The sequence below is a fragment of the Luteibacter sp. NPDC031894 genome, assembly GCF_050273135.1.
Taxonomy (GTDB): domain Bacteria; phylum Pseudomonadota; class Gammaproteobacteria; order Xanthomonadales; family Rhodanobacteraceae; genus Luteibacter.
This window is the reverse complement of the sequence record NZ_JBNNMV010000004.1, coordinates 43,815-59,641: the sequence shown is the minus strand read 5'-3', so window position 1 is coordinate 59,641 and position 15,827 is coordinate 43,815. Positions and strand designations below refer to the sequence as shown.

General features: G+C 65.9%; 12 protein-coding genes. 4 read left to right on the top strand and 8 right to left on the bottom strand.

From position 1 onward, the window contains the following. Positions 1-361 precede the first annotated feature (361 nt). Complete coding sequence (locus tag ACQKIE_RS12375; protein WP_427459489.1) at positions 362-7,309, top strand: beta-1,3-glucanase family protein; 6,948 nt, start codon at positions 362-364, stop codon at positions 7,307-7,309. A 105-nt stretch (positions 7,310-7,414) separates the two neighbouring features. Here the strand turns inward: ACQKIE_RS12375 and yjgA are convergent, their stop codons facing one another. Beyond that, positions 7,415-7,960: a ribosome biogenesis factor YjgA gene (gene yjgA, locus ACQKIE_RS12370; protein WP_427459487.1), complete on the bottom strand. Its 546-nt coding sequence runs from the start codon at positions 7,958-7,960 to the stop codon at positions 7,415-7,417. Beyond that, a complete protein-coding gene (locus ACQKIE_RS12365; protein WP_427459485.1) occupies positions 7,957-8,205 on the bottom strand; it encodes a DUF1653 domain-containing protein in 249 nt (82 codons plus the stop codon). The genes yjgA and ACQKIE_RS12365 overlap by 4 nt, the downstream gene beginning before the upstream one ends. A gap of 121 nt (positions 8,206-8,326) precedes the next feature. Here ACQKIE_RS12365 and pmbA point away from each other — a divergent pair, with 121 nt between their 5' ends. Together pmbA and ACQKIE_RS12355 are read left to right on the top strand one after the other, a co-directional pair. Then, complete coding sequence (gene pmbA / locus ACQKIE_RS12360; protein WP_427459483.1) at positions 8,327-9,676, top strand: metalloprotease PmbA; 1,350 nt, start codon at positions 8,327-8,329, stop codon at positions 9,674-9,676. A gap of 103 nt (positions 9,677-9,779) precedes the next feature. Continuing rightward, positions 9,780-10,181 carry a DUF4870 domain-containing protein gene (locus tag ACQKIE_RS12355; RefSeq protein WP_427459481.1) on the top strand — a complete coding sequence of 134 codons (402 nt, stop codon included), beginning with the start codon at positions 9,780-9,782 and terminating at the stop codon, positions 10,179-10,181. A 147-nt stretch (positions 10,182-10,328) separates the two neighbouring features. On the opposite strand, the gene ispA is transcribed toward ACQKIE_RS12355, so the two are convergent. The 6 genes from ispA to ACQKIE_RS12325 are packed head-to-tail and all read right to left on the bottom strand — an operon-like array spanning position 10,329 to position 14,932. Next, positions 10,329-11,231 (bottom strand): (2E,6E)-farnesyl diphosphate synthase, encoded by a 903-nt coding sequence (ispA, locus tag ACQKIE_RS12350; RefSeq protein WP_427459479.1) that lies wholly within the window; start codon positions 11,229-11,231, stop codon positions 10,329-10,331. Continuing rightward, positions 11,212-11,472, bottom strand: coding sequence for an exodeoxyribonuclease VII small subunit (locus tag ACQKIE_RS12345; RefSeq protein ID WP_427459477.1), 261 nt, complete (start codon positions 11,470-11,472; stop codon positions 11,212-11,214). Before ACQKIE_RS12345 ends, ispA begins: the two co-directional genes overlap by 20 nt. Before the next feature lie 32 nt (positions 11,473-11,504). Then, positions 11,505-12,794, bottom strand: coding sequence for a tRNA lysidine(34) synthetase TilS (gene tilS, locus ACQKIE_RS12340; protein WP_427459475.1), 1,290 nt, complete (start codon positions 12,792-12,794; stop codon positions 11,505-11,507). Beyond that, complete coding sequence (locus ACQKIE_RS12335) at positions 12,791-13,534, bottom strand: NYN domain-containing protein (RefSeq protein WP_427459473.1); 744 nt, start codon at positions 13,532-13,534, stop codon at positions 12,791-12,793. Before ACQKIE_RS12335 ends, tilS begins: the two co-directional genes overlap by 4 nt. A gap of 54 nt (positions 13,535-13,588) precedes the next feature. Beyond that, positions 13,589-13,969: a VOC family protein gene (locus ACQKIE_RS12330; protein WP_427459471.1), complete on the bottom strand. Its 381-nt coding sequence runs from the start codon at positions 13,967-13,969 to the stop codon at positions 13,589-13,591. A 3-nt stretch (positions 13,970-13,972) separates the two neighbouring features. Continuing rightward, positions 13,973-14,932: an acetyl-CoA carboxylase carboxyltransferase subunit alpha gene (locus ACQKIE_RS12325; protein ID WP_427459469.1), complete on the bottom strand. Its 960-nt coding sequence runs from the start codon at positions 14,930-14,932 to the stop codon at positions 13,973-13,975. A 271-nt stretch (positions 14,933-15,203) separates the two neighbouring features. On the opposite strand from ACQKIE_RS12325, the gene ACQKIE_RS12320 reads away from it, so the two are divergent. Then, a complete protein-coding gene (locus ACQKIE_RS12320; protein WP_427459467.1) occupies positions 15,204-15,803 on the top strand; it encodes a hypothetical protein in 600 nt (199 codons plus the stop codon). The last annotated feature ends 24 nt before the right edge of the window (positions 15,804-15,827 follow it).

The following is a 15,827-nucleotide window of genomic DNA, read 5'->3' as shown; positions in this document are numbered from 1 at the left end:
ACAACGTCGTAGTGACGCGTTTGCTGCCTTCGGGCGTCTTGTCCAATCCTATCCATTCGCCTCGACCACGCTCCAAACCGGACGCGCATCACGGAACGCGAACGTATGGTGCGAAAATTTGGGCCAGTCACCCGTATTGGTATTGTGACTGTCATCCCGCAGGCGGATGATCCGCGGCGACGGCGTATGGACGGCTAAACCCGGTTGGCCTGCAGGGGCTCGCACAGACCGGCACCAGGGCGAACAGTCCACTCATCGCATTACGGTCGAAAAGCCGGCGCATCGCGCGCCGGCTGCTCGTTCGTGCGCGATGGGAAAGCGGCCGTATCCCAACGTGGCCCAGACAGGGGACCCAAATCCAATGAAGCGACATCCCGCACCATCCCGCGGTACGCCCCGGTTGGCCAGGCTTTCCAGCCTGCTTGCCTTCGCGCTCCTCGGCGCGACCGCGACGGCCCAGGCCGTCACCCTCGCGCCGTCGGATCGCCAGGACATCAATCTTGGCGCGCAGCCGTGGAAGTACACCAAGCAATCGATCGTCAATCCCAACGATCCGGTCGTCTATGCGCCCTTGCCCAACGGGGACGAAGGCGCCGCCGTCAATTTCAACGACAGCAACTGGCTAACGGTCGGCCTGCCGCACGCGGCCAACGACTTCACGACGTTCATCAACCAGGAATCCGGCGGCGGCCAGGGCAGTCTTGACGGCGAGACAAGCTGGTATCGCACGAAACTCACCGATTCCGCGTCGTACCGCGGCAAGAAGGTCATGGTGGAGTTCGAGGGCGCACACACGGGCGACCGCGTGTACGTCAACGGGCACTTCATTCCGGGTACGGGCGTACTCAACCAACCGGGCCAACCGGACGCCCAGGCCACCCACGTCATCGGCTTCCTGCCGCATATCGTGGATCTCACCCCGCTCCTGAAGTTCGACGGCACCGATGTGCTGGCGGTGAAGGTCAGCCGCAGCGGCGGCGGGTTCTTCCAGGATCCCGGCTTTTCCGGTTCGTTCCGCTTCGGACAGGCCGAGGCGGGCATCTTCCGGCCGGTGAAGCTGCACGTCACCAACCTCGTGCACATTCCGGAGAACGTCTACGCCGGTCAGAACACCTGGGGTACGTACGTCGGTACGCAAGCCATCAGCGCGGACCATAAGCAGGCAACGGTCCGCGTCCAGACCAATGTGGTCAACGAGACCGACGCGCCGCAGGCGGTGACGCTGACGACGCAGATCGTCGACGCCAGCGGCAACCTCGTCGCCAGCGACCAGCGCGAGGGGACGCTCGCGCCGCATGTGGTGCCGGGCGACCAGAACCCGGTGTTCGACGAGACGCTGACGGTGAACAACCCGACGCTCTGGTATCCGAACAACAGCCTCGACGGCAAGCCCTACCTGTACAAGGTGCTGCATACCGTCAGCATCGACGGCACGGTGGTGGATGCGAAGCAGAGCACGCTTGGCATCCGCACGATTACCTGGGACAAGGACTTCCCGTACATCAACGGCAAGAAGCAGTACATGTGGGGCGGCTCGGGTCGTTACGACTATCCCGCACTCGGTTCCTCCGTGCCCGAAGAGCAGCAGTGGCGCGACCTGAAACTGCTGGCCGAGGCCGGCGGCAACCTCTGGCGTCCCGGTCATTCGCCATCGAGCCCCGAGTTCGTCGAGGCCGCCGATGCCCTCGGCGTGTTCATCGTCCAGCCCAGCGGCGACGGCGAGAACGGCTTCGCCAACGCCTGCACGGCGGGCGACCAAGCCTGCCAGGACATGTGGACGATCAAGCGCGAAGTGCATCGCGACATCGTGATCCGCGATCGCAGTCACCCGTCCATCCTTGCCTGGGAACACGACAACGGCGCGATGAACACGCCATTCGCGCAGGAGCTGCGCGCGATGGCGAGGAGCTGGGACAGCATTGCGCCCCGCGCGGCGGCCGATCGCACGCCCAATGCCGCGAACGGCGACATCCTGAGCTGCTCCAAGGCCGGCTGCGAAACTTACCTGCACTCGACCGAGTTCCCGAACAAGCCCGCCTGGGGCGCGGAATACTGGGGTCCGGGCACGCTGCGTCATTCGTACGACTACGAGCTGGCCTTCGCACTCAACTACCTCGTGCCGTATTCGCAGGCCCGTAAGGTCGGCACCTTTGGCATGGCGCAGTGGTACACGTCGGACACGCCGGGTGAAACCATCGAGATGGTGGAGGGACTCGAGGACGCCACGCACTGGACGTTCCAACGCAATCCCGACGGCAGCGTCGCGACGCACGACGACGGCACGCCCATCAAGGGCTTCCGTCACAACGCCCGGGGCAACAACGCGTCGATGACCGATGCGAACCGTTTCCCGCGCATGCTGTACTACATCTACGAATCGGTGTGGGTGCCGTATGACCTGCGCCCGGTGGTCAAGCTGGCGCATAACTGGAATCGCGCCGGCGACATCCAGGTCAACGCCTTCAGCAATTGCCCGAAGGTTCGCCTCCTGGTCAACGGCGTGCAACAGGGAACCGACCAGGTGCCGAACACCTGGGACACGATCGACGAGGCCTCGTACAACCTCGAGAACGGTGAAACGGACCACCTGACCGGCAAGATCGTGGGCGCAGACAAGGCGCAGAAGACCACGAAGCTGCCGGGGCAGGTGCACTGGAATGTGACTTGGCAGTCGGGCACGGCGGTGGCGCAGTGCCTGGACAACGTCGGTAACGTCCGCACCGATGCCAACGGCGCGAACGTCGAAGACACCCTGGCCACGGCGGGTCCCGCGCATCACATCGAGCTCGAGGTGGTGAACACGGCCGATCCCATCGTCAAGCCCGACGGCACCCGGTTCCAGATCACCGCCAATGGCTCGGATGCCGCCTTCATCGTGGCGAAGGTCGTCGACGCCAATGGCGTGCTCGTTCCCGACGCGGCGCAGAAGGTGGACTTCGAAGTCGACAGCGGGGCATCGCTGGTCAGCTTCAACGGTGGCACGCAGCAGTACGTCGATTACAGCGACGGCGAAACGCCCGATCAGAACGGCGGCATTGCCGAGCCGCACCATTACTACCATTCGCCCGGTTCGCACGAGCTCCAGTTCGAAGGCGGCCTGCAGAAGATCGCCCTGCGCACGAAGTTCGACACGGGTACGGTGACGGTCAGCGCGTCCGCGCCCGGGCTCCTCACCGGCCACACGTCGTTCGCGATCTCTGCCGTGCCCAAGGCGCCGACGCCGTCCGGCCCGCCGTCGGTGATCGCCAATCCAGTCGACGACAGCGTCACCGTGGGCGACACGGGCCACTTCTCCGTGACCGCTTCCGGCGCGCCGCCGCTCAGCTTCACGTGGAAGAAGGATGGTGCCGAGATCCCAGGTGCCACCAGTGCCAGTTACACCACGCCGGCCACGAGCCTCGGCGACGACGGTGCGAAGTACACGGTGGTCGTGCACGGACAGGGTCCGGACCAGGAGTCGGCGCCGGCCGTGCTCCATGTCTTCCCGTTCAAGCCCGTGGTCATCGCGGCCCAGCCGACAGCGCAGAACGTCGATGAAGGCCAGTCGGCACATTTCGCCGTGGTCGCCTCCGGTTCGCCGAAGGTGCAGTACAAGTGGATGAAGGATGGCGTCGCCATCGCCAACGCCACGGGTCCGACCTACGACACGCCGGTACTCACGCAGGCGGACAACGGAAAGAAGTACGCCGTGTTCATCAGCAACTCGGGCAGCCAGCAGCTCTCGACCGAGGTGCTCCTCACGGTCAATGCCGCGCGGCCGCCTGTGTTCACCGGTGCGGTGGCGGATGTCCGTGCCAACCCCGGGCAGCCCGCGACGTTCGACGTGTCGAAGCTGGTGGCCGGTACCTCGCCGTTCCACTACAAGTGGTCGCACGGCGACCAGCCGGTCGGCGACGACCTTCCGACGTTCACCATCCCGTCCGTGCAACAGGCGGACGTCGGAACGTATAGCGTCACCGTGACCAACATCACGGGCGATGCGGCCGCCGTGACGGCATCGGCAAAACTGACGCTCGCCCCGCCGGGCGCGAACCTGGCCCGCCAGAAGGCAACGTTGTCCAGCGAGGTGGAAAACCCGCAGGGCACCGCGGCATGGCAGGCGGTGGATGGTGACGAGACCACGCGCTGGGGTTCGAAGATCGGTGACGACACGGCGTTCATCACCGTGGACCTCGGGTCGTCGCGGACGTTCAACCGTGTGGTGCTCAAGTGGGAGAACGCCCACGCGGCGGAGTACAAGATCCAGTACTCGGACAGCCCGGACTCAGGCTTCCAGGACGCGTACCACGCCGAGACCAGTAACGGCGGCACGGAAGACTTCACCTTCGACCGTCCGGTCACCGGTCGGTACGTGCGCATGCAGGGCATCAAGCGCGCCACCGACTACGGTTATTCGCTTTATGAGTTCGAGGTCTACGACTCCGCCGGTTGCTGCGCGGTCACGGATCGCTACACCACGGTCTCCGGCTCCGCCCTGGTGACGGATTCCCTGAGCGGCCTGCAGTGGGATCGTACCCAGCGCGGTTTCACGGACCAGGGCGCGCAGTTCACCCAGTCGAAGGCGATCGCCGAATGCGCGAAGGACGGCATGCGTCTTCCGACCGTCGACGAAGCACTGGCTATCAGTGGGCAGAACTACTCGACGGCGGCCTTCCCCGGCGCATGGACGACCTGGACCGAAGGACAGGATCCGAGCGACCCGCAGTTCGCCTTCCAGGTGAACTCGCTCGGTGTGAAGAGCCGCGAGGTCGCGGAGAACAATCCGGGTCACGTGTTGTGCGTGAAGGGTGCGCGTGCGGTCGCTCCGGTGATCACGGGACAGCCTGCCAGCCAGAAGGCCGGCGTGGGTCGTTCGGCGCGCTTCACGGTGGTGGCGACGGGCGTGGGTCCGCTCAGCTACGACTGGTACGACGTCGGCAAGGACGCGGACGGCAGCGACGTGGAGTCGTTCCTCTCGAGCACCCCTGATGGCACGTATGCCACCCCGGCGCTCGTGGCGGCAAATAACGGCGCCCGCTTGCGCGTAAGGGTGGTCAGTGCCCAAGGCCTTTCCACGACCAGCAATGACGTCATCCTGGCGGTCGACAACTCCGGCGACGGCTCCGACCCCGTCTTCGGCACGCCGCCCGTGCAGCAACCCGGTAACGGCGATGGCGACAACGGCGGTGACAACGGTGGCGGCAATCCGCCGAGCCCCGGTACACCGGGTGACGGCAAGGGCGGAGTGAACATCGCCAAGGGTGCCACCGCGTCGTCATCCGTGGACCCGGAACGCGGTGACCTCGGCCCGTCTGCCGCCATCGACGGCAGCTTCGACACGCGCTGGGCGTCGGCACCGGGCATCGATCCGGCCGACTTGGTCGTGGACTTCGGCACGCCGAAGACCTTCGACCACGTGATCATGCGTTGGGAGAATGCCTCGTCCGCGCAGTACACGATCGACACCTCGGACGACGGTACGCACTGGAACACCGTCAAGGGCCCGATCGTGGGCAAGGGCGGCGTGGACACGCAGTCGTTCACGGCGCAGACCGCTCGCTACGTGCGCATGAACAGCACGAAGCGGAACACGGGCTATGGCAATTCGATGTTCGAATTCGAGGTATACGCTGCCACGACGACGCAGCCTCAGCAGCCGGTGAACGACCAACCCGCGCAGACGCAACCGCAGGTTCCGCAACAACCGGAACAGACGGTTCCCACGAGCGGCAACCTCGCGCTGCACCGCACGGTGCTCGCCTCCGACAGCGAGAACCCGGTGGCTTTCAAGCCGGAGAACGTGGTCGACGGCGACGCCGGCACGCGGTGGTCTTCCGGATTCACCGACGACCAGTGGTTCCAGGTCGATCTCGGTTCCGTGCAGACCATTGGCAAGGTGGTGTTGTCGTGGGAGAACGCGCATGCGCTCGCCTACCGCATCGAAGTCTCGACGGACGGGAAGACCTGGAACCTCGCGTACGACAACGAGAACAGCCAGGGTGGTACGGAAACCGTCACCTTCCCGGCGATCTCGGCGCAATACGTGCGGATGAGCGGCCTCAAGCGCTCCAGTCCCTACGGGTATTCGCTGTGGGAGATGGGCGTGTATGCGGCGGACGGCAACGACGGTGGCACGCCGCCGGAAAATCCGCAGGCGAACGATCCGGCACAGGGTTTCGACTACACGACGTATCCCGGCTTCATCGGTACACAGCTGCGCAACACGACCAACGGCACGTGGCGTGACGACCAGATCTTCGTCGCCGTCATCGGCCGCGACCCGGTGTCGCAGGTGTTCTCGTGGGTCAAGCCGGACGGCACGGTGACGGCCGCATCGGAAGCGGATAACGATGGCACCGGCCACCTGACCAAGAACGGCCAGAACTACCCGAACTACTTCTTCACGTTGGCGCAGGCCAAGCTGCTCAAGCTGCCGAAGTTGGACTCGGGCCGGATCTTCGTCTCGGTCGGCGAGCCGATGTACATCAAGATCCTCAAGGCGGCAGACGGCTCGATCGGCTTCGCGGGTCCGAACCCGCTCAATGCGACCGATCCGAACATCGACGTGCACTACGACTGGTACGAGTTCACCTGGAACGACAACGCCATCTTCATCAACACGACGCAGGTGGATCAGTTCTCGATCCCGCTGTCGCTCGACGTGTATGGCGGCGACAAGACCAGGCACGAGTCCTCGGGTATCACGCAGACGCGTGCGCAGATCTTCGCCCAGTACAACCAGGAGGTTCCGGCCGAGTTCCAGCTTTCCGAGGCCGATCCCATCCGTATCCTGGCACCGGGCAAGGCAGCGTTCGACGTGGGCAAGCCGCAGGAGCATTACTTCGACGATTACATCGACCAGTCGTGGGCGTTCTACCAGGACCACGTGCTCGAGATGACGATCGGCAACAAGCAGTTCGAAGGCACCGTCATCGACGGGGTGCTGACCTTCACCCACACCAACTGGGCCGATACGCATGAACAGGACGAGCCGGAAGGCATGCTGTTCAAGGTCGGCAAGCCCAGCACGCAGGATGTCCTGGAAGGCAAGGGCGCTTTGGCCCGGTCCACGGATCCGTGGGGCGTGGAAGGCCAGCTCGAGGCGCAGCTCTGCGCCGCGTTCAACCGCCACGTCGTGGAAGATACGAGCCTGTGGAAGGACGCGGGATCGTTCTACCAGCAGTCGCCGACGAACTATTACGCGCGCTTCTGGCACCTGCACGGTGTCAACGGCAAGGCCTACGGCTTCGCGTACGACGACGTCTCGGACCAGAGCTCGACGCTGATCGAGACCCAGCCGGAACATCTCGAACTCGGGATCGGCTGGTAAGGGATCAGTAGTACGGAACGAAGAAGGGCGGTGGAGTAATCCACCGCCCTTTCTTTTTGGAGTATCGCCACATACCGCCGTGCTTTGCCCACCAAACGGCGCGCGCTATTCGGCGGCCGGGGACGCCTCCAATTCCTTCAGGATGCGATAGATCTCCCGGAACGCGTGCAGCGGCTTGTTCGCATCGCGTTCGGCCTTCGCCTGGCGCACCAGCGAGCGCAGGTGCTGGCGGTCGAGTTCGGGGTGACGGTCGAACAACTCACCGAGCGCGGTGTCGCCGCCCTCCAGCAACCTCTCTCGCGCCGCCTCGAGGCGATGCATGTGCGCCGCTTCCTGCCGCTGACGATCGCGGTCTTCGCCCAGCGCGGCACGCGCGTCCACGAAGGCCTCGTCGCCGTGCCTGCGCATCTGCTTTGCGAGGAAGGCGAGCTGGCGCTTGCGGGCGATGTGCGCCGTGACTTTCCGCGTGCGGCCGATCTCGTCGACGATGTCCTCGGGCAGGTTGAGCTTCGGAATGCGGCTGGGCGGCAGTTCCATGAGCTGTCCGGCGAGCTTCAGGATGTCGAGCGCATTGCGGCGTTTCTCGCTGCGGCTCGGGCCGAAGTCGTCCTCGTCGTGCGCGTCGTTCGGGCGGTCGTCGGAAGGCTTCATGGCATGGCATCCGTGATGGACTGGAAATCGTCGGCGTCGCGTTCGAAGGCGAAGCGGGGAAAGGTCTTGCCGTCCCGTTCCACGGTTTCGGCGAACATGGCGGCAGGGCGCACCCACAAACGCCGCTGGTCGTAGAGGTCCTGGTAGATGACCAGTTCTTCCATCGTCTCGCTGTGCAGGGCGCTGCCCAGCACGCGATAAGGCATGCCCTTGAAGTGGCGGTAGTAGCCGACTCGGACGCTCATAAGGGGTTCCATGGCACCATGGGCGGTGCCCTTGCTTTTGATCGGGCCACGCGGCCCCATTTGATGGAGATTGGCCGCGTACGGCCCGATATTCTAACCGCCCAGACCCCAGGACGCCCACGTGAGCCAAGTTGCCGCCCCCGACACCAGCCACCAGGACCTCGATCGCCTCGCCGAACTGGCCGAGGACACGATTCGGCGCGCCCGCGCCGCCGGGGCGAGCCAGGCGGAGGTGTCCGCCAGCATCGACGTGGGCCTCAACGTCAACGTGCGGCTGGGCGAGGTAGAGACGGTGGAGCACACCCGCGACCGCGGCTTCGCCCTCACCGTGTATTTCGGTCAGCGCAAGGGCTCGGCGAGTACCGCGGACCTGCATCCGGATTCGATCCAGGCCACCATCGAGCAGGCCTGCGCCATCGCGAAGTTCACCGAAGAAGACCCGGCCTCCGGCCTGGCCGACGCCGAGCGCATGGCGAAGGACTTCCCGGACCTGGACCTCTGGCACCCCTGGGACCTCGATGTCGGCAGCGCCATTGCGCTGGGCCAGGACATCGAGGACGCCGGTCGAGCCGTCGCGGGCATCACCAATTCCGACGGCTCCAGCGTGAACGCGGGGCAGAGCCTTTCCGTCTACGCGAACTCGCACGGCTTTCTCGGTCGCGAGCGCGGCACGCGGCATTCGTTGTCGGTCGCGTTGATCGCGGGCGACGACGACGGAATGCAGCGCGATTACTGGTACGACAGCGTCCGCAACGCCAACGACTTCATGGACGCCGCCGAGATCGGGCGCAAGGCCGCCGAGCGTACGCTCTCGCGCATGGGCGCGCGCCGCCTGGGCACGCGGCAGGCGCCCGTGCTGTTCGCACCCGAAGTGTCGCGCTCGCTGCTCGGTCACTTGCTGGGCGCCGTGAGCGGCGGCTCGCTGTACCGCCGCTCCAGCTTCCTGGTGGACCATGTCGGCAAGCAGATCCTGCCGTCGTGGTTCCGCATCGACGAAAAGCCGTTGGTGCCGCGTGGGCATGGGTCATCGGTGTTCGACGCGGAGGGCGTCGCCACCATCGACGCGCCGCTCGTCGTGGACGGCGTCCTGCAGCGCTACATCCTGGGCAGCTATTCCGCCCGCAAGCTGGGCCTGTCCTCCACCGGCAACGCCGGCGGCGTGCATAACCTCTATGTCAGAACGGGCGACGACGACTTCGCCGGCATGCTGCGCAAGCTGGGCACCGGTCTCCTGGTGACCGAAGTGATGGGGCAGGGCGTATCGATCGTCACCGGCGACTATTCGCGCGGTGCCTCGGGTTTCTGGGTGGAGAACGGACAGATCGCCTACCCGGTTGAGGAAATCACCATCGCGGCGAACCTGCGCGACATGTACGCGAACCTGGTCGCCGTGGGCAAGGACGTGGACCGCCGCTCGCACATCCTCACCGGCTCCTGGCTGGTGGAGAAGATGACGATCGCCGGGGAATGACCCGCCGCCGGCAGGCGCGGCAGCCGTCTGTGCCGAACGTCTGCTTGACAGCGGCACGAGTGGATCGGAGAGTGGGCGCCGACACCGTCCACGGAGTTTCGCCATGAGCACGCCGTCCGACCAGATCCCGCCGTCGCCCCCGCCGAGCCCGCCGCCGTATGAGCCTACCCAGGCGGCGGTCAATACGGACGACAAGAACATCGCGATGCTGACCCACCTCTCGGGCATCATCTTCAGCATCATCGTGCCGCTGATCGTCTGGCTCGTTCACAAGGACCGCGCCGACAAGACCTATCTCGTGGCCGAGGCGAAGGAAGCACTGAATTTCCAGATCACCGTGCTGATTGGCTACGTGATCTGCTGGATCCTCGCCTTTGTCATCATCGGCGCATTCCTCACGCCGCTGCTGTGGCTGTTCAACCTGATCTTCTGCATCATCGCCGCGATCCGCGTCAGCTCGGACGGTACCTATCGTTACCCGTTCACGCTGCGGCTGATCGCCTGAAGCACCCGTATCCTGGTTGAAAGAAGGCTCGCCCGCGCGAGCCTTTTTTTTTGCGTCTCGCCGTGTAGGAGCCGCTATAGCGGCGAGAAAAACCCGCGCCACGGCGGCGTCCTCGCCGCGATGGCGGCTCCTACAGGCGGTAGCCGGTCAGTGCCCGCGCCGGGCGGAGTACCGCGCCAGTTCGGCCAGCCACTCGCCACGGTCGCCGAGCGGCGCGATGGCCTGCAGGGCTTCGTCGACCAGGTTCGCCAGCCGGGCACGCGAGGCCTCGAGGCCGAGGATGGACGGGAAGGTGGGTTTGTCGGCGGCCGCGTCCTTGCCGGCGGTCTTGCCGATGACCGCGGATTCGCCTTCGACATCCAGGATGTCGTCGCGGACCTGGAAAGCCAGGCCCACGGCGTGGCCGTAGCGGTCGAGTCGTTCGAGCATGCCCGCATCGCCGCAGCCGGCGGCGAGCGCACCCAGGCGGATGGAGGCGCGGATGAGGGCGCCCGTCTTATAGGCGTGCATCCGCTCGAGTTCTTCCAGCGACAGCTTCCTTCCCACGCCAGCGAGGTCGAAGGCCTGGCCACCGGCCATGCCTTCCGCGCCGCAGGCGGCGCCCAGGGCGCGGAGCATGGCGATCTGCCGTTGCACGTCGTCGTCGCCCGATGCCGTGGCGAGGATCTCGAACGCCAGCGCCTGCAAGGCGTCGCCGGCGAGGATCGCCATGGCTTCGCCAAACACGATGTGGCACGTCGGCCGGCCGCGGCGCAGCGCGTCGTCGTCCATCGCCGGCAGGTCGTCGTGCACGAGCGAATAGGCGTGGATGATTTCCACCGCGCAGGCCGGCGCGTCGAGCACGGCGCCGTCGCAGCCCAAGGCGTGGCCGGCCGCGTAGACGAACAGGGGGCGCAGGCGTTTGCCGCCACTGAGCACGGCATAGCGCATGGCCCGGTGCAGGTCGCTCGGGGGCAGGTCTTCGCCGGGCAGGACGCGCGCAAGGGCGTCGTCCGCCCGGCCGACCAGCGCCTTGAGCGGCGCCGGCAGGTCAGTCGATGCGGGAGTCAAAGGGTTCGGCGGTATCGGGAGCTTGGGGGTCGAGCAGCAGGCGCACGCGCAATTCCGCTTGCTCCAGCGCCGTCTGGCAATGACGGTAAAGGCCGATGCCGCGCTCGAACGATTTCAGGGAGTCGTCGAGGCTGAGCTCTCCGCCTTCCATGCGCGTGACCAGCTGTTCGAGCTCGTCCAGCGAGTGCTCGAATTCGGCAATCGAGGAGACGGGCGCGGGGGTGTCGGAAGACTTCGGCATGGCCGCAAAACTAGCTCACACAGCGATTTCGATCAATCGTCGCGATGCCACACCGGGCGTCCGCCCGCCACATCGAAGAGTGCTTTTCCCTCGTCGCTCAGCCACTTGTCGGCTACTGCGATGAGGCGGTCGCCGGCATCCACGAGAGGCATGCGCGGGCGCTCCCAGGGCGGCACCCCGCCTTGCTGGAAGAGGTCGCGCAGTTCACGTGTGTGCCGGTCGCCATGCGGGCGCAGGGTTTCGCCGCCGTGGCGATAACGCACGGTCAAGGGCGTCGCCAGACGTCCCCCAGAGAGTGCCAGCGTCCCCCCGCCCGGCAGGGCGACGGGTTCGCCTCGCCACGGCGCGGTCCAGCCGTGGTCGAAGTCGCCGCGACGACGCATGGCCCACAGTCGTCCCCGCCAGACGCGCACCTCGGTGTCCCCCCAGCCCACCAATGGCAGGCGTTCCGCCGCGGCCTCGCGAACCTGCCGCTCGAGCGTCTCGCGCTGCGCCGTGGTTGGCGCGGAAAGGCCCACCGCATGCAGCCAGTGGTCGAGGAGGGGGGAGCGCCAGGCGGGAGGTAGCGCCAGCCAGCCGGCGGCGTCGAGGGTCCCGCGATCGTCGTGCAACAGGCCGAGCGCATCCATCCACGCGTCGCGCAGGCTTTCCGCGGCCTCGGCACAAAGGCGGGCGCTGTGCGCGATGCTCACGGCAGCCTGGGGCCACTGCGCGGCCAATGCCGGCATGACGGTGCCACGCAAGTAGCCGCGGGCGATACGCGGATCGTCGTTGGACGGATCGTGCACCGTATCCAGGGCGAACTCGGCGATGTAATCCAGCAGGGCGATGCGCGGCAGGTCGAGCAAGGGGCGCCACAGCGTTCCGGCGCCAAGCGGTCGCAGCGGCCGCATCCCGGCGAGACCCTCCGGCCCCGCGCCGCGCAACAGCTTGAGCAGCACCGTCTCGACCTGGTCGTCGCGATGGTGTGCCAGCACCAGCCGTTCGCCGGGTGTCAGCGTCGCGGCGAAAGCGGCACGGCGAGCGCGTCGCGCCGCTGCTTCGACGCCTTCGCCGCGAGTGAGGTCCACCGTGACCCGAACCGTTTCGAAAGGCACGTCCAGCGATTCGCAGAAGCGCCTGCAATGCAGGGCCCAAACACCGCTCTCCGCATGCAGACCGTGGTCTACATGCAACGCGCGGAGCGAGGGCCGTGGCGACCGCATGGCGAGGGCATGCAGCAGCGCGGTCGAGTCGGGGCCGCCGCTATACGCCACGACCAGCGGCGCGTCGCCTGCATCGTCCAGCGCGCGGTCGAGGTGGGTGGCGAGGCTAGCGCTCATTTGCTCCGCGGTTTGTTACGGACGTAAGGATGCCTGGCGTTGCCGAACTGTCGGTCCTCGATCTCGAACAGCCCTACCGCGGCGATGAGGCCGCTGAACTTGGAATAGCCGTAGTCGCGCGAGTCGAAATCCGGCGATCGCTTGCTGACGATGTTGCCGACCGCGCCCAATGCCGCCCAGCCGTTCTCGTCGGACGCGGCATCGATGGCATTGCGCAGCAGGTTCATGAGCTTCGTATCGCCACGGAGCTCACTCGGCGACTTCTTCGCCCTGGGCTCTTCCGGCTCGCTCTCCACCGTACCGACCAGGCGGTCGGTATAGATGAACTTGTCGCAGGCGGAGACGAAGGGTTGCGGCGTCTTGCGCTCGCCAAACCCATAGACGATCAGGCCCGCTTCGCGAATGCGCGAGGCGAGCCGGGTGAAATCGCTGTCGCTGGAGACGATGCAGAAGCCGTCGAAGCGATTGGCGTAGAGCAGGTCCATCGCGTCGATGATCATCGCCGAGTCCGTGGCGTTCTTGCCGGACGTGTAAGCGAACTGCTGGATCGGCTGGATTGAATGATCGAGGAGGGCGCTCTTCCACCCGCCGAGGTTGGGCCCGGTCCAGTCGCCGTAAATCCGCTTTACATGCGCCGTGCCGTATTTCGCGACTTCGGCGAGCAATCCGTCGACAATCGCGGCGCGCGCATTGTCGGCATCGATCAACACGGCGAGCTTCACGGTGACGTCATTGGCCATCGAAGGCTCCAGATGCGGCAGTACCGCCATGGTACTGCGACCTGCACGTGGCGGTCAGGCGGCGAAATTCAGCTCGATGGCGATGCCGGCGGGATCCCTCGTGAACACCTGGACCTCGCCCGAAACGGGCACCTGCTCGACCTGGTAAGCGACGCCGTGGGCATCGAGCCGGGCCAGGGTGCCTTCGAGATCGGCGGCGGCGAAGGCGAAATGATCCAGCCAACCGGTGCGTGCTGGCGCGTCTTCATCCATCGACGGATCGATGGTGAGGTGAATAATGTCGAGAGTGCCCGCGTAGAGCCAGTACCCGCGCGACTGGAACGGGGGACGGCGGCCTTCCACGAGACCCAGGACGTCCGCATGAAAACGACGCACGCGTTCGACCAGGGCTTCCGATGCTCGGATGTTCACATGCGCGAGCCCGGTGATCGCCATGGCTCAGCCTTCGCTGAAGGCGCCGTAGCCGCGCAGGCGGTGGTAACGCTTCTCGAGCAGTTGCTCGATCGGCATCGCCTCGAGGGCTTCCAGTTCGTTGAGCAACACGGCCTTCAGGCGCGTTGCCATGGACTGCGGGCCGCGGTGCGCGCCGCCCAGTGGCTCGCGCACGATCTTGTCGATGAGGCCGTTTTCCAGCAGGCGCGGTGCCGTGAGGCCCATGACCTCGGCGGCGTCCTTGGCTTTGTCGGCACTCTTCCACAGGATGGAGGCGCAGCCTTCCGGCGTGATCACCGAGTAGGTGGAGTACTGCAACATGAGCGTGCGGTCGCCCACGCCGATGGCGAGCGCGCCGCCGGAACCGCCTTCGCCGGTGACCGTGCAGATGATCGGCACACGCAGCTCGGCCATCTCCAGCAGGTTGCGCGCGATGGCCTCGGACTGACCGCGTTCCTCGGCGTTGATACCGGGCCATGCGCCCGCGGTATCGATGAAGGTGAAGACGGGGATCGCGAAGCGCTCCGCCATCTTGAACAGGCGCAGCGCCTTGCGGTAACCCTCCGGACGCGGCATGCCGAAGTTGCGCTTCACCTTGGACTTGGTGTCGCGGCCCTTCTGGTGGCCGACGATCATGATCGAACGGCCGTTGATGCGCGCAAGGCCGCCCACGATGGCCTGGTCGTCCGCGAACATGCGGTCGCCCTTGAGCTCGTGGAATTCCTCGCACATGCCCTGGATGTAGTCCAGGGTGTAGGGACGCGCCGGGTGACGGGAGACCTGGCTGATCTGCCACGGCGTGAGGTTGCGGAAGATCTCGGCCGTCTTGATCTTCAGCTTCTCGCGCAGGCGGCCCACTTCCTCGTCGATATTGAACGCCTGCCCGCTGCTGGCATGGCGCAGTTCTTCGATCTTCGCTTCCAGTTCGGCGATGGGTTGTTCGAAATCGAGGAAGTTGGGATTCATGAAGTCGCGTGATCCGGGCAAGACCACTGATTATACCGAGTGACGGGCTGGGCGGTGTGCGTCCGGGTATGGTCGGGATCGGCGGGACTTAAGTGGCTGATATGCATGGCGTTGGAGCAACGGGCTGCGACCTTGGGCGACGCCTGGCGTAGGAAAGCCTCTTGCTGGTCGTAGGCCGCGCCCAAATGGGACGGCGGCTGCGCTCAAATACTCGCCGCGGAATGGGATTCCGCCGGCATCCGCATGCCGATCAACTACGTCAAGGAGCATCATGAAACTCTTGCCATCGTTCCGCCGCTCATATCGGGCGGCCGCCGTCGCCGCGCTTTTCTTCGCAGGCCCCGCCCTGGCCGGCAACATGCCGGACCCCACCCACCTGCCGCGCTGCCATTCGTTCATCGAAGCGGACGCCACCTGCCTGCTGCCCGTGAAGAGTGGCGACTTCGAAAGCCTTGCCGGCTGGGAAACCCTGGGGCGGATCGCCATCGGGACCGAAGCGGATAACTCGTACGCCCTGCTCGGTTACGGAAGCGCCCTCCAGCAGTCCGTCTACGCGATGTTCTACAAGTGGGACGGCGCCGCCTACGCCTTGCGCTTCAAGGTGCGTTCGACCTCGGGCGACGCGCAGGTCCACGTCGCCCTCTCGATGAGCGACGCCAACGGCCAGTTCAAGAAGCCGATCGGTTCCACCACGACGACTGTCTCGGGTGGCGGTTGGCAGGTGGTCGAACTGGTGGCGAACGGGAAGCCGTTCCCCCCGCCGGCCCACGTGCTGGTGGAGATCACTAACGTGGAAGGGCCAGCGACCGCCATCCATGTGGACGATGTCTATCTCGTGGAAGCGCCCGCCGACGCAGTCGAGGTACTTTGAGTCTCGCCGCCGCCCGTGCGCGGG

What these genes read in the sequence shown, in the direction of transcription:
- ACQKIE_RS12375 (WP_427459489.1), top strand. Translation starts at nt 362, where the DNA reads ATGAAGCGACATCCCGCACCATCCCGCGGTACGCCCCGGTTGGCCAGG.
- yjgA (WP_427459487.1), bottom strand. Translation starts at nt 7,960, where the DNA reads ATGAAGCCTTCCGACGACCGCCCGAACGACGCGCACGACGAGGACGAC.
- ACQKIE_RS12365 (WP_427459485.1), bottom strand. Translation starts at nt 8,205, where the DNA reads ATGAGCGTCCGAGTCGGCTACTACCGCCACTTCAAGGGCATGCCTTAT.
- ACQKIE_RS12355 (WP_427459481.1), top strand. Translation starts at nt 9,780, where the DNA reads ATGAGCACGCCGTCCGACCAGATCCCGCCGTCGCCCCCGCCGAGCCCG.
- ACQKIE_RS12345 (WP_427459477.1), bottom strand. Translation starts at nt 11,472, where the DNA reads ATGCCGAAGTCTTCCGACACCCCCGCGCCCGTCTCCTCGATTGCCGAA.
- tilS (WP_427459475.1), bottom strand. Translation starts at nt 12,794, where the DNA reads ATGAGCGCTAGCCTCGCCACCCACCTCGACCGCGCGCTGGACGATGCA.
- ACQKIE_RS12335 (WP_427459473.1), bottom strand. Translation starts at nt 13,534, where the DNA reads ATGGCCAATGACGTCACCGTGAAGCTCGCCGTGTTGATCGATGCCGAC.
- ACQKIE_RS12330 (WP_427459471.1), bottom strand. Translation starts at nt 13,969, where the DNA reads ATGGCGATCACCGGGCTCGCGCATGTGAACATCCGAGCATCGGAAGCC.
- ACQKIE_RS12325 (WP_427459469.1), bottom strand. Translation starts at nt 14,932, where the DNA reads ATGAATCCCAACTTCCTCGATTTCGAACAACCCATCGCCGAACTGGAA.
- ACQKIE_RS12320 (WP_427459467.1), top strand. Translation starts at nt 15,204, where the DNA reads ATGAAACTCTTGCCATCGTTCCGCCGCTCATATCGGGCGGCCGCCGTC.